Source organism: Janthinobacterium sp. UMAB-60, assembly GCF_900095235.1.
Lineage (GTDB): Bacteria > Pseudomonadota > Gammaproteobacteria > Burkholderiales > Burkholderiaceae_D > Janthinobacterium.
In genome coordinates this window covers 18,075-32,078 of record NZ_LT607485.1, presented here as the reverse complement: position 1 = coordinate 32,078, position 14,004 = coordinate 18,075, and the positions used below count along the sequence as shown (strand labels likewise).

Below are 14,004 nucleotides of genomic sequence, written 5' to 3'. Positions count from 1 at the left end.
GTCAGAAAAAGTCGCCCTCGGTCACGATGTGATCGAGGGCGATGTCGTATTCGCCGTTAGGGAAACTTGCCGCCAGGCAGGCATAGGCGATGCCCAAGGTGCGCGGACGGGGCGTTTGCGCCAGCGTGCGGTCATAGTAGCCGCCGCCATAGCCGAGGCGAAATCGTTCGTGGTTAAAACCCAGGCAGGGCACGAGCAGGGTGGCGGGCGCCGGACGCAGGCGCAACCGGGCCGGCACGGCCACGCCCATGCCATCCTTGACCATGGGCTCGCCCGGTGTCCAGTCGGAAAATGCCAGCGGCGCATGCTTTTCCAGCACCACGGGTAAACTTAATTGCACGCCGCGCGCGGCCAGCTGGGCATACGCGCCGTGCAAGTCCGGCTCGCCGTGCAGGGGCCAGTACACGCCCAGTTCCTCGACTTTTTCCTGCGCGCACCAGTCCAGCAGGCGTTGCGCGATGGCCGCATCCCACGTTAGTCGCGTGGCCTCGGGCAGGGCGCGGCGGGTCGCCAGCAGGGCCTTGCGCAAGCCGGCTTTGTCCTGTGGCGCAATGGGTGGCCGTGTAGCCGGATCGCATGTTATTCTAGGGTCGCTATTCATATCACCATCAAGTTAAGATTGAGAGTCGTACATTGATTTCCCCACTGAAATGGATTGCCGGCACGATGCTGTGTGTTGCATCGGCCTTGTCCCCCCTGGCCGCCCTGGCCCAGGTGTCCGCCACCGTCTCTCCTGCCGCCCCCGACACGCGCAGCGAGGACGATGCCTTCCTGCTGCTGCGCGACGCCGCGCGCAAGGATGACGCCGAAAAAGCCGACTTTTATGCGGGGCGCCTGACGAATTACCAGATTCCATCGTATGTTGACTATTATCGGCTGAAACCGCGCATCAAACTGCTGACCGAGGCGCAATTTCGCGATTACCTGAACCGCTACAAGGGCAGCGCCATCGCCGACCGTTTCCGCAACGACTGGCTGCTGGAACTGGGCCGCAAGCGCGACTGGGTCGTGTTTGACGAGCAATATCCGCAATTCGCGCTCGACGACGATACCCAGCTCAAGTGCTACGCGCTGATGTCGCGCGCGGCCAAGGGGCAGAATGTGGCGCCCGAAGCGCGCAATCTGTTGGTGTCGCCGCCCGGCTATGGTGAAGCGTGCGGCAGCCTGATCGCGGTCTTGGCGCAAAATGGCCAGTTCGACACGAACGACCTGTGGGCGCAAATCCGCCTGGCGGGCCAGACCAACGCCACGGGCCCGGCGCGCCGCATCGCGCTGCTGCTGGGCGCGTCCGACGCGAAGATGGCGCAAGCGATCGATTTGCCGGCGCTGATGCTGGCCAAGGGACCTGGACCCAGCCGCGCCGACCATGAAATGTACCTGGTGGCCATCGGCCGCATGGCGAAAAGTACCCTGAAACTGGGCGTGGTGGCCTTGCAAAAAGCCAGCGCGCAACTGACCGCGCAGGAACAGGCCATCGGCTGGGCCAACCTGGCCCTGCAGGCGTCGTATTCGCTGGTGCCGGAAGCGTTTGAATATTGGCAAAAATCTAATGGCGCACCGTTGACCCAGGAGCAGATGCAGTGGAAAGCGCGCATTGCCTTGCGCGAAGGCAACTGGCCTGTGGTGAAGTCGTCGATCCAGGCCATGCCGGCCTCGCTGCGCACGGATCCCACCTGGGTCTACTGGCTGGCGCGCGCGCAGCAGGCGGAAACGCCGGGCCGCCCGAATGCGCAAGCCGACACCCTGTACCGCACGATTGCCGACCAGTCGAATTTCTACGGCTTGCTGGCCAATGAAGAGCTGGGCAACCATCTGGTGCTGCCGCCGCCGGGCCAGCCCGTCACGCCGACGGAAATCGCCGCCATGGCCGCCAATCCGGGCTTGCAGCGCGCCTTGAAATTTTTCAACATGCGCTTGCGCTTCGAAGGCACGCGCGAGTGGAACTGGGAATTGCGTTCGATGACGGATCGCCAGCATCTGGCGGCCGCGGAATTTGCGCGCCAGAACAATGTGCTCGACCGCATGGTCAATACGTCCGACCGCACGCGCCTGGAAGTCGATTACACGCAACGCTACCCGACGCCGCACGACGACGTCATGCACCCGGCCACGCAAACCCTGGGCCTGGATAAAGCCTGGGTGTATGGCTTGATCCGCCAGGAATCGCGCTTCATCATGGATGCGCAGTCGCATGTGGGCGCGTCCGGGTTGATGCAGGTGATGCCTTCGACGGCCCGTTATGTCGCCAAGAAGATCGGCCTCACCGATTTCGTCACGGAAACCTTGAGCGACGTGCGCACCAACGTCTTGCTGGGCACGAATTACCTGAACATGGTGCTCGGCGGCCTCGACGGTTCGCAAGTGCTGGCCAGCGCCGCCTACAACGCGGGGCCGGGGCGCTTGCGCATCTGGCGCGCCACCATGACGCGGCCGCTGGAAGGCGCCGTCTTCGCCGAAACGATTCCGTACACGGAAACGCGCGGCTACGTGAAAAACGTGATGGCCAACGCCACGTATTACGCGGCCCTGTTCGAGAAGCGCCCGCAGTCGCTGAAAGCGCGGCTGGGTACCGTGGGACCGAAAAACAGCGCCATCGCGGCCGATTTGCCGTAACTCAATGAATTGATATCCGACCATGCAAACGACCATCCTTGATCCCAGCCTGACGCAAACCCTGGCTGCCGCGCGCGAGCCGGGCCTGACCCTCATCATTGGCAACAAGAATTATTCGTCGTGGTCGATGCGCCCGTGGGTGGCCATGACGGCGTTCGGCATCCCGTTCCAGGAAGTGCGCGTGCTGCTCGACCAGAGCGACACGGCCACCAAAATCGCCGCCTATTCGGCCTGCGGCCGCGTGCCCGTGTTGCTGGCGGGCGAGATCACGATCTGGGACAGCCTGGCCATCTGCGAATATCTGGCCGAGCAGTTTCCTGATAAACACCTGTGGCCGCAAGACGTGGCCGCGCGCGCGATGGCGCGCTGTGTCTGCGCGGAAATGCATTCGGGCTTTACCGGCTTGCGCACGGACATGTCGATGAATATCAAGGCGAAGTTGCCGGGCCGTGGCCGCACGGCCGCCGCGCAGGCCGACATTGGCCGCATCAGCGAAATCTGGGAAGAGTGTTTATCGCGCTTTGGCCACCACCAATTCCTGTTTGGCGAGTTTTCCATCGCCGATGCGTATTTCGCCCCCGTCGTCATGCGTTTCCGCACGTATGGCGTGAGTCTGGCACCGGCGCTGAACGCGTATTGCGAGCGCGTGCAGGCGCACCCGGCCGTGGCGCGCTGGATCTCGGCAGCGCTGGCGGAGACGGAAGTCGCGGCCAAGCACGACGCGGAACTGCCTGATTAAGAAAAGAGTGTTATGAAGATATACACGGTCGGTGGCGCGGTGCGCGACCAACTGCTGGGCTTGCCCGTGAAAGACCACGACCACGTTGTCGTGGGCGCCACGCCGGAAGACATGCTGCGCCAGGGCTTCCGCCCCGTCGGCAAGGATTTCCCCGTGTTTTTGCACCCGAAGACGCAGGAAGAATACGCGCTGGCCCGCACGGAGCGCAAGACTGCCCCCGGCTACCGGGGCTTTGTCTTCCACACGGCGCCCGACGTCACCCTGGAAGACGACCTGGTGCGGCGCGATCTGACCATCAACGCCATTGCGCAAGCCGAGGACGGGACGTTGACCGACCCGTTCGGCGGCATTCAGGATATCGAGAACAAAATCTTCCGCCACGTGTCCGACGCGTTCGGCGAAGACCCCGTGCGCATCTTGCGCCTGGCCCGCTTCGCCGCCCGTTTCGACGGTTTTACTGTCGCACCGGCCACCATGGAACTGATGCGCCGCATGGTGCTTGATGGCGAAGTCGATGCCCTGGTGGCCGAGCGCGTGTGGCAGGAAGTGGCGAAAGGATTGATGGAAGCGCGGCCGTCGCGCATGCTGGCGGTGCTGCACGAGTGCGGCGCGCTGGCGCGCATCATGGGGGAAATCACGCTCAGCGAGCGCTTGCTGCAGGTCATCGACCATGCGGCCGCGCAAGGCCTTGACTTGCCCGTGCGTTTCGCCGCCCTGATGCTGCATGTGAGCAAGGATGCCATCGAGCAGCTGAGCGAGCGCCTGCGCGTGCCCAACGAGTGCCGCGAGCTGGCCGTCATGGCGGCGCGCGAGCTGGAGCAGATCAACGGCGCGCTGGCGTTGACCGCCGAAGCCGTGGTGAGCCTGTGCGAACGCTGCGACGGCTTGCGCAAGCCGCAGCGCTTTGCGCAACTGCTGCAAGCGGTGGCGTGCGATGGGCTGGTCGCGGGCGACTTTCCCCAGGCGACGCGGTTGCAGGGCGGCCTCGACGCGGCGCGCGCCGTCAACGCGGGCGCGCTGGCGCAGGGCTGCGCGGAGCCGAAACGCATTCCCGAAGTCATCCATGCGGCGCGGGTTGCCGCCGTGCAAGCATTCCTGGCCCAGGCTTGAATGGCGGGAATAGGCTACAATGGTGCCATAATGTTGCACTGCACAATACCGGCCTGACGTGCCGCAGCACCGCCCCAGGAGTCGTCGTGACCTTACCCAAGCTGTTTCAAAATCCGTTTCGCCGCTGGCTCAGTCGTAGCGGCGGCGGGCGTCCGAGCGTACTCGTCAAGCAGCTGCACGAGCGCGACCGGCGCCGCATGATGAAGCATTTTCTGTCGCTGGAGAAAAGCGACCGCCTGCTGCGCTTCGGCAGCACCTTGCCTGATGAGCTCGTGGCGCAGTACGTGCAGAAGATGGATTTCTCGCGCGACATGATTTATGGTGTCTACAACAGCCTGTTCAAGCTGGTGGGCGTGGGGCATCTGGCGTTTGCGCCGAAGGACCAGTCGCCGGCGAAAAGTGTCGTCACGGACAAGGAGCAGGTGGCCGAGTTTGGCGTGTCCGTGTCGAAATCGATGCGCGGCATGGGCGTCGGTTCGAAACTGTTCGAGCGGGCGGCGATACACTGCCGCAACAACGATGTCGATACCCTGTACATGCATTGCTTGTCGTCCAACAAGACGATGATGCATATCGCCAAGAAGGCGGGCATGGAAATCCAGCGCGACTATGGCGAAGCGGATGCTTATTTGAAACTATTGCCGCCGAACCCGACGAGCATGCTGCAGGAAGCCGTGCAGGAGCAGTTTGCCATGTTCGACTACACGTTCAAGGCGAATGCGCGCGCCGCCAGCAAACTGTGGGAGCGCTTACCGGGGCGCAAGAAGCAGCCCGGGCCGCCATCACAATAAGGGCAGTGCCGTCGTATCCTTGATGCGCTGCAAGGCAAAGCTTGATTTGACGTCCAGCACGGCCGGGTGGCGCAACAGGGTTGCCATCATGAAGCGCGAGAAATGCTCCATGTCTTCCACGTGCACGCGCAATAAATAATCCATTTCGCCCGTCATCGCGTAGCAGGCCACCACTTCCGGCCAATGCGCCACGGCCACGGCGAAGTCGGCGCGCGGCGAGGTATTCGTCACCAGATTCGGCGCCAGCACGCGCGCCGTGCTGTGCGCGGTGGCGTCGCTGTGCTTTTCCAGGCGTACATTCACGTAAGCGAGCAAGCCCAGGCCGATCTTTTCCGGGTCCAGCAGGGCCACGTACTGGCGGATCACGCCCGCTTCTTCCAGCCGTTTGACGCGGCGCAAGCATGGCGACGGCGACAGGCTGACCTGTTCGGCCACGTCCTGATTCGACAGGCGGCCATCGGCCTGCAGGACGGCAAGGATCTTGCGGTCCGTTTTATCCAGCGTAATTTTGCTCATGCTCCCTCCGGTGGTTCTCGTTTCACGCAATATTATTGCGCAAATCATGATTGTTCGGGAGATCTTTGGCATTTAATGCCCGTGACCCACGCCTATACTGTGCGCTACTTCTTGGAGGAGACATCATGCAATTTCAGCCTTGGGATAACCCGATGGGTACCGATGGTTTCGAGTTCGTCGAGTATGCAGCACCAGACCCAAAAGCATTGGGCAAGCTGTTCGAGAACATGGGCTTCACGGCCATCGCGCGCCACCGCCATAAAGATGTCACCCTGTATCGTCAGGGCGACATCAATTTCATCATCAATGCCGAACAAGATTCGTTCGCGCAGCGTTTTGCCCGCCATCACGGCCCGTCCGTGTGCGCCATCGCCATCCGCGTCGACGACGCGGCCTTCGTGTACCGCCGCGCGCTGGAACTGGGCGCCTGGGGTTTCGACAATAAAACGGGTCCGATGGAGCTGAATATCCCCGCCATCAAGGGCGTGGGCGATTCCCTGCTGTACTTCGTCGACCGCTGGCGCGGCAAGGGCGCCGACAAGGAAGGCGCGGCCGCACCGGGCGGCATCGGCGACATCAGCATCTATGACGTCGATTTCGTCGCCATTCCCGGCGCCGTCGCCAACCCCGTCGGCCACGGCCTGACCTACATCGACCACCTGACGCACAATGTGCACCGTGGCCGCATGAAGGAATGGGCGAGCTTCTATGAAAGCCTGTTCAACTTCCGCGAAGTGCGCTATTTCGACATCGAAGGCAAGCTGACGGGCCTCAAATCAAAGGCCATGACTTCGCCGTGCGGCAAGATCCGCATCCCGATCAATGAATCGTCGGACGACAAGTCGCAGATCGCCGAATACCTGGACCAGTACCATGGCGAAGGCATCCAGCACATCGCGCTGGGCACGGACAATATCTACGCCTCCGTGCAAGGCATGCGCGATACGGGTATCGATTTCCAGGACACGATTGAAACATACTATGAACTGGTCAACCGCCGCCTGCCGAACCACGGCGAGCAGCTGGAAGAACTGCGCCGCCTGCGCATCCTGATCGATGGCCACAGCACGGAAACGGAACGCGAACTGCTGCTGCAGATCTTCACGCAGACGGTGATCGGCCCGATCTTCTTCGAGATCATCCAGCGCAAGGGCGACCAGGGCTTCGGCGAAGGCAATTTCCGCGCGCTGTTCGAATCGATCGAGCTGGACCAGATCAAGCGCGGCGTGCTGAAAGATACGAGCGCGGCGTAAGCCGAGGGCTGTTTGTCGGCTTACGCCGTTCCGGCTAAGCCGACCTACAGCTGGGGTCAGTAGGTCGGGTTAGCCAGAATGGCGTAACCCGACATGCCCGCAAAAAGAAGCACTAAAAAGCAGCAAAAAGGTAAGAACACGAGAGTGCAGCGCAGCAAAGAACTGCGCGCCTTCCTGTGGTAGTCTACGACAAACAAGTCATTTTTCCGCACCGGCATTGCTCACAAAGCGAGGCCGGTACGTGTGAGTTCAACCGACCTGCACGCGTAGCACAGAGAATAATGGAGACAAGTAATGAATGCACCAATCAAGGGCTCGAGTCTTGAGCCGGGCGCGCACGCGTCTGAAATTTCCCTGAACGACAAATACACCTTGGAGCGTGGCCGCGCCTTCATGACGGGCACGCAAGCGCTGATCCGCCTGCCCATGCTGCAGCGCGAGCGCGACCTCAAGGCTGGCCTGAATACGGCCGGCTACATCACCGGTTATCGCGGTTCGCCTGTGACGTCCGTCGACATGACGGCGATCAAGGCCAAGAAATACCTCGATGAACACCACGTCAAATTCCACCCGGGCCTGAACGAAGACCTGGCCGCCACGGCCGTCTGGGGCACGCAGCAAACGAATCTGTTCGAAGACGCGAAATACGACGGCGTGTTCGGCATGTGGTACGGCAAGGGCCCCGGCGTCGACCGCTGCGGCGACGTCTTCAAGCACGCGAATAACGCCGGTTCCGCCAAGCACGGCGGCGTGCTGGTGCTGGCCGGCGACGACCATGCGGCGAAATCCTCGTCCACGGCGCACCAGTCCGACCACATCCTGAACGCTTGCGGCATTCCCGTGCTGTACCCGTCGTCGGTGCAGGAATACATCGACTACGGCTTGCACGCCTGGGCCATGAGCCGCTACACGGGCCTGTGGGTCTCGATGAAATGCGTGACCGACATCATCGAGTCGGGCGCCGCCGTCGATTTCGACCCGGACCGCGTGCAGATCGTGCTGCCGACCGACTTCGAGATGCCGGCCGGTGGCCTGAACATCCGCTGGCCCGACACGGTGCTGGAGCAAGAAGTACGCATGAACAGCTACAAATGGTATGCGGCGCTGGCGTATGCGCGTGCCAACAAGCTCAATAAAATCATCTGGGACAGCCCGAAGGCGCGCATCGGCATCATCACGGCTGGCAAATCCTACCTCGACACGCGCCAGGCGCTGGCCGACCTGGGCATCGACGAGCAGACGGCATCCGACATCGGCATCCGCCTGTACAAGATCGGCATGACCTGGCCGCTGGAAGCGGATGGCGTGCACGAATTCGCCAAGGGTCTCGACGAGATCCTCGTGGTGGAAGAAAAGCGCCAAATCCTCGAATACGCGCTGAAGGAAGAACTGTACAACCTCAAAGACGGCGAACGTCCGCGCGTGGTCGGCAAGTTCGACGACACGGGCGAGTGGAGCAACCAGAAGGGCACGGGTCACGGCGACTGGCTGCTGCCGGCCACGTATGAACTGAACCCGGCCATGATCGCGCGGGCGATCGCCAGCCGCATTTCGCGCTACTACGCGGGTCACCCGGTCGAGCAGCGCGTGAAGGAACGCATCGCCTACCTGGAAGCGAAGGAAAACGTCCTCAAGGCCATCAGCGCGAAACCCGATCCGCAAAAGGACCGCACGCCGTTCTTCTGCTCCGGCTGCCCGCACAATACCTCGACCAAGGTGCCGGAAGGCTCGCGCGCGCTGGCCGGCATCGGCTGCCATTACATGGTGCTGTGGATGGACCGCGAAACGTCGACATTTACCCATATGGGCGCCGAAGGCGTCACCTGGGTGGGGCAGGCGCCGTTCACGAATGAAAAGCACGTGTTTACCAACCTCGGCGATGGCACGTATTTCCACTCGGGCATCCTGGCCATCCGCGCCGCCGTCTCGGCCAAGGTGAACATCACCTATAAAATTCTGTTCAACGACGCGGTGGCCATGACGGGCGGCCAGGAGTTCGATGGCCCATTATCTCCGGCCATCATTTCGCGTCAGATCGCCGCCGAAGGCGTCGGTCCCATCATCGTCGTCACCGATGAGCCGGAAAAATACCCGTCCGATTACGCCTGGGCCGAAGGCGTGACCGTGCGCCACCGTTCGGAACTGATGGACGTGCAGCGCGAACTGCGCGACATGCCGGGCGTGTCGGCCATGATCTACGACCAGACCTGCGCTTCGGAAAAACGTCGCCGCCGGAAACGCAATGAATACCCGGACCCGGCCAAGCGCGCCGTCATCAACGAAGCCGTCTGCGAAGGCTGCGGCGACTGCTCCGTGCAATCGAACTGCCTGTCGGTGGAACCGCTGGAAACGGAACTGGGGCGCAAGCGCCAGATCAACCAGTCGTCCTGCAACAAGGATTTCTCGTGCACGACGGGTTTCTGCCCAAGTTTTGTCACGGTAGAAGGCGGCGGCTTGAAAAAGCCGAAAAAAGCGGCTGCCGCCGACAAGGATGCGCCGGCCGCGCCAGCCTTGCCGACACCCGCCATTCCCTCGACGGCCGAGCCTTTCGGCATTTTAGTCACCGGCATCGGCGGCACGGGCGTGGTCACCGTCGGCCAGATCCTGGCCATGGCGGCGCACGTGGAAGGCAAGGGCTGTTCCGTGCTGGACATGAGCGGCCTGGCGCAAAAGGGCGGCCCCGTGATGTCGCACGTGCGCCTGGCGGACCGCCAGGAAGACATCCACTCGACGCGTGTCGGCACCGGTGCGGCCGACCTGGTGATCGGCTGCGATTTGATCGTCACGGCCAGCCGCGACGCCCTGTCGCGCATGGGAGAGGGACGCAGCTGGGCCATGATCAACTCGACCAGCTCGTCGACGGCCGCGTTCGTGAAAAACCCGGACTGGCAATTCCCCGGTGCATCCGCGCGCATGGAAATCGAAAAGGCCTGCGGTACGGATCACGTCGATTTCATCGACGCGGGCCAGATCGCCACGGCGCTGATGGGCGACTCCATCGCGACGAATATGTTCATGCTCGGTTATGCCTGGCAAAAGGGCAAGGTGCCGCTCACCGAAGCGTCGATCATGAAGGCCATCGACTTGAACAACGTCTCGGTGGCGTTCAACAAGGCCGCCTTCAACTGGGGCCGCGCCGGCGCCCACGATACGGCCAGCCTGGTGCGCATGACGACGCCAGCGAAAGTGGTGGAATTCAAGCGCATCGACACGCTCGACGACATCATCGAAAAACGGGTCGCCTTGCTGACGGCCTACCAGGACCGCGCGTATGCGCAGCAATACCTGGACTTCGTCGGACAGGTGCGCGCCGCCGAAAGCGCCCTGAACGGCCCGCACTTGCGCCTGACGGAAGCCGTGGCCCGCTACTTCTACAAGCTGATGGCCTACAAGGACGAGTACGAAGTGGCGCGCCTGTACACGGACGGCGCCTTCCAGGCGAAGATTGCGTCCATGTTCGAGGGCGACATCAAGCTCAAGTTCCACCTGGCGCCGCCGATCATGGCGAAAACGGACGCGCAGGGCCATCTGATCAAGAAGGAATATGGCCCGTGGATGCTGAAGGCATTTGGCGTGCTGGCCAAGTTCAAGGGCTTGCGCGGCACGGCCTTCGACGTGTTCGGCCATACGGCCGAGCGCAAGACGGAGCGCGCGCTGATTCTTGAATACCGCACGACGGTGGGCGGCTTGCTGCCGAAACTGACGACGGCCAGGCTGGCGCAAGCGGTGGCCATTGCCAGCATCCCGGAAGACATCCGCGGCTATGGTCACGTGAAGGAGCGTCATTTGAAGGCGGCGAAAGAGAAGGAAGCCAGTTTGCTGATCGCCTTCAACGCGCCGACGCCGCTGCCGCCCGTCGTGGCAGCGCCCGTGGCGGCCAGCGTCGCATGATGCGGTGACTACTCGGCTGTAGCAATGGCGCCTGCGGGCGCCATTTTTCTGTGTCAAAGAAAACAACGCTTGCTTGCAAAACGCATTATAATTTTTCGATAATTTCTTTTTGGAAAGTTTTGCCATGCATGCCCTGCGTTTTTCCTCCTTGTCTGTGCCCCTCGCTCGTCCTGTTGTCCTTTGCATTGCGCTGTTGTTGAGTGCCTGCGGCGGTGGCGGTGGCGGCAGCGACAGCGCGGCCGTCGTCCCGCCCGTCACGCCGACGGATCCTGCGGCGCTGGTCGCTTCCTCGACGGTGGCGAACCGCTGCGAGGCACCGCGCAGCGGCAGCAGCATCGACAAGCCGGGCACCTTGCTCGATGAACTGACGTGGGTGCGCAGCTGGATCGATGAAACGTATCTGTGGTACCGCGAAGTGCCGACCACGTACCAGCCGCAAAGCTTCACTACGCCCATCGCGTATTTCGACGTACTGAAAACAACGGCCATGACGGCCTCCGGCAAGCCCAAGGACCAGTTCCATTTCACGTATTCAACGGCGGAGTGGGAGAAGGCGCAGAATGGCATCGAACTGGGCTACGGCATGCTGCTGGCGCTGACGCGTAACACGCCACCGCGCAAGGCGGTGATCTCGATCGTCGAACCAGGTTCGCCGGCGGCCCTGGCGGGCTTGCAGCGGGGCGACCTGCTGCAAACCATCGATGGCGTCGATTTCATCAATGCCGCGGACGCGGCCAGCGTGAAGATCATCAACACGGGCCTGTTCCCCGAGGCGCAAGGCACGCATGCGCTCAGTTTCAGCCGTGACGGAACGGTGCGAAACGCCACCCTGCTGGCGGTCGAGGTCAGCACCAGCGCCGTGCAGAACGAGCGCATCATCGACACGCCCACGGGCAAGGTGGGTTATCTGACCTTCAACACCCACAATAATGTCGCCGAGCGCCAGCTGGTCGAGACCATGCGCCGCTTCCAGGCGGCCGGCATCAGCGACCTGGTGCTCGACGTGCGCTACAACGGCGGCGGCTATCTCGATGTCGCCAGCGAGCTCGCTTACATGATTGCCGGCCCGCAAGTCACCACCGGCAAGACCTTCGAGCAAGTGCTTTTCAATGACAAGACGCGGCCGAAAGCGCCCGTGCCCTTCCATGCGCAAAGCCAGGGTTTTCCCGGCCCGAATCCCCTTCCCAAGGGCACGCCCTTGCCCTCGCTGGGGCTGACGCGGGTGACCTTGCTGACGACGGGTAATACCTGCTCGGCCAGCGAAGCCATCATCAACGGCTTGCGCGGCGTGAATGTGCAAGTCAACCTGATCGGCGGCACGACGTGCGGCAAGCCCTACGGTTTTTACCCTGCACCGAATTGCGGCACCACCTATTTCGCCGTGCAGTTTCAGGGCGTCAACGCCAAGGGCTTTGGCGACTTTGCCGATGGCATGGCGCCGACCTGCGACGTGACGGATGATTATCAGCACCAGCTGGGCGACGCGGCGGAAGGCATGCTGGCGGCGGCGCTGCGCTACCGCAGCAGCGGCAGCTGCGTCCCGGCCACAGGCGCGACCAGGCTGTTGAGTTCGATGCAGAGTCCGGCCGATACGACGGCGCGGCTGCTGCGCCCGGCCTACAAGGAAATTGCTGTATTGAAATGATAAAACCCCATTTCCCCCCCCTTCCAAGGTGAAGGAGGGGCAGAATTTTTCTCAGAAATATTTCTATATAACAATTTTGGTATATGGAAGAACGAATCCATTCGTTCTGTAATTGCTGGCATCTTGATATCTTTTGCCTTCTCCCTAACCTTGAGAAGCGCAAAGATGCCTATACAATTCAAGTTACCACCGCTCACCGTAGCCGTACTGGCCATCCTTGGCGGTTCCGCATGGCAGGCGCACGCGCAGACGCAAGCGCCCGCAGCGGATCAGCAGCCGGCGGCTACCCCGCCAGCCGTCGTGGTCACCGGTTCGCGGATTCCCCGCGCCAGCCTGGAGGGACCATCGTCCGTCACCATCCTGACCGGCGATGAAATCACCAAGCAAGGGTACAAGAACGTCTTCGATGCGCTGACCAACCAGGTACAGAACAGCGGCTTTACGCAAGGCGAGGACTTCGGCAACACCTTCACGCCGTCGGCCAATACCATCAGCCTGCGCGGCCTCGGTCCGAACCACACCCTGATCCTGCTCAATGGCCGCCGCCTGGCCGACTTCCCCGTCGCCTACGAAGGCACGGTCAACTTCACCAACCTGGCGAATATCCCGTCGAGCATTGTCGACCGCATCGAGATCCTCAACGGCGGCGCCTCGGCCATCTATGGCTCGGACGCGATCGCCGGCGTGGTCAACGTGATCCTGAAAAAGCAGACGGAAGGTTTCGATATCAACGTCAAGGCGGGCGGCACCACGCGTGGCGGCGCCGGCAACCAGCGCGTGCAGCTGACGGGCGGCGGCAATTTCGACAAGCTGCATACCCTGTTCAGCGTGGAGCTGAGCCAGCGCGATCCGCTGTCGAGCCTGCAGCGCGACTTCATGGCCACCCGCTCGGGAACGCCGACGAATATCGCCTCGCGTCGCGTGGTAAAGGCGGGCACTTCCGGCACCTACGTGGACCTGGGCGACACCTGCACGCAGTTCGGCGACCTGTTCGGTGGCAGTACCGTCAAGTACCAGGCGAAGAACGGCAGCTATTGCGCCAGCCCGAAAGTGGGTCCCACTTACTGGACCACGCAAACCAAGAACCGCAGCCAGAACGTGTTCGGCAGCGCCAACTATGAGCTGTCGCCGGAAACGACCTTGTTCGCCGACTTCCTGATCGGCAAGAACTCGACCGAGAACAACACGCGCGGGCCGTCGTGGACGTCGTCGTCGACGGGCAGCAGCTATTTCCGCAACCAGAATACCAATCGCTACGAAGCGTGGACGCGCTATATCTCGCCCGAGGAAATGGGCGGCGTGGACCGCTATAACCGCAAATGGGATGACCTGGCCACGGCCATCTCGCTGGGCGCCAAGGGCCGCATTCCCGGTACGTCATCCTGGCAGTATGAGGCGAATTACAACGCCTCGGTGTACAAGAGCGAAAGCCACACGCCGCGCGCG

General features: G+C 62.3%; 10 protein-coding genes. 8 read left to right on the top strand and 2 right to left on the bottom strand.

Annotation, left to right across the window (positions count from 1 at the left end; genetic code table 11):
* Position 1 precedes the first annotated feature (1 nt).
* Positions 2-529, bottom strand: a complete 528-nt coding sequence (locus K0F86_RS08085; RefSeq protein WP_257572049.1) for a 5-formyltetrahydrofolate cyclo-ligase — start codon at positions 527-529, stop codon at positions 2-4.
* Positions 530-666: 137 nt separating this feature from the next.
* Between K0F86_RS08085 and K0F86_RS08080 the strand changes: the two genes are divergently transcribed.
* The 4 genes from K0F86_RS08080 (at position 667) to K0F86_RS08065 (ending at position 5,253) form a co-directional block, all read left to right on the top strand.
* On the top strand, positions 667-2,613 hold the full coding sequence (locus K0F86_RS08080; RefSeq protein WP_257572048.1) for a lytic transglycosylase domain-containing protein: 1,947 nt from the start codon (positions 667-669) through the stop codon (positions 2,611-2,613).
* 22 nt (positions 2,614-2,635) lie between these two features.
* Entirely contained in the window at positions 2,636-3,352 is a 717-nt protein-coding gene (locus K0F86_RS08075; RefSeq protein WP_219133937.1) for a glutathione S-transferase family protein, read from the top strand.
* A gap of 12 nt (positions 3,353-3,364) precedes the next feature.
* Entirely contained in the window at positions 3,365-4,462 is a 1,098-nt protein-coding gene (locus K0F86_RS08070; protein WP_219133936.1) for a multifunctional CCA tRNA nucleotidyl transferase/2'3'-cyclic phosphodiesterase/2'nucleotidase/phosphatase, read from the top strand.
* An 86-nt stretch (positions 4,463-4,548) separates the two neighbouring features.
* On the top strand, positions 4,549-5,253 hold the full coding sequence (locus K0F86_RS08065) for a GNAT family N-acetyltransferase (protein ID WP_219133935.1): 705 nt from the start codon (positions 4,549-4,551) through the stop codon (positions 5,251-5,253).
* On the opposite strand, the gene K0F86_RS08060 is transcribed toward K0F86_RS08065, so the two are convergent.
* Positions 5,245-5,769 (bottom strand): Lrp/AsnC family transcriptional regulator, encoded by a 525-nt coding sequence (locus K0F86_RS08060; protein ID WP_070220829.1) that lies wholly within the window; start codon positions 5,767-5,769, stop codon positions 5,245-5,247. The two genes, K0F86_RS08065 and K0F86_RS08060, sit on opposite strands and share 9 nt — an antisense overlap.
* A gap of 125 nt (positions 5,770-5,894) precedes the next feature.
* Here K0F86_RS08060 and hppD point away from each other — a divergent pair, with 125 nt between their 5' ends.
* The 4 genes from hppD to K0F86_RS27420 form a co-directional block, all read left to right on the top strand.
* Positions 5,895-7,022, top strand: a complete 1,128-nt coding sequence (gene hppD, locus K0F86_RS08055; RefSeq protein WP_219133934.1) for a 4-hydroxyphenylpyruvate dioxygenase — start codon at positions 5,895-5,897, stop codon at positions 7,020-7,022.
* A 294-nt stretch (positions 7,023-7,316) separates the two neighbouring features.
* Positions 7,317-10,913: an indolepyruvate ferredoxin oxidoreductase family protein gene (locus K0F86_RS08050; RefSeq protein ID WP_219133933.1), complete on the top strand. Its 3,597-nt coding sequence runs from the start codon at positions 7,317-7,319 to the stop codon at positions 10,911-10,913.
* Positions 10,914-11,106: 193 nt separating this feature from the next.
* On the top strand, positions 11,107-12,558 hold the full coding sequence (locus tag K0F86_RS08045; RefSeq protein WP_257572046.1) for a S41 family peptidase: 1,452 nt from the start codon (positions 11,107-11,109) through the stop codon (positions 12,556-12,558).
* A 165-nt stretch (positions 12,559-12,723) separates the two neighbouring features.
* Positions 12,724-14,004: TonB-dependent siderophore receptor (locus K0F86_RS27420; RefSeq protein ID WP_257572045.1), on the top strand; the 1,281-nt coding region annotated here is incomplete at its 3' end.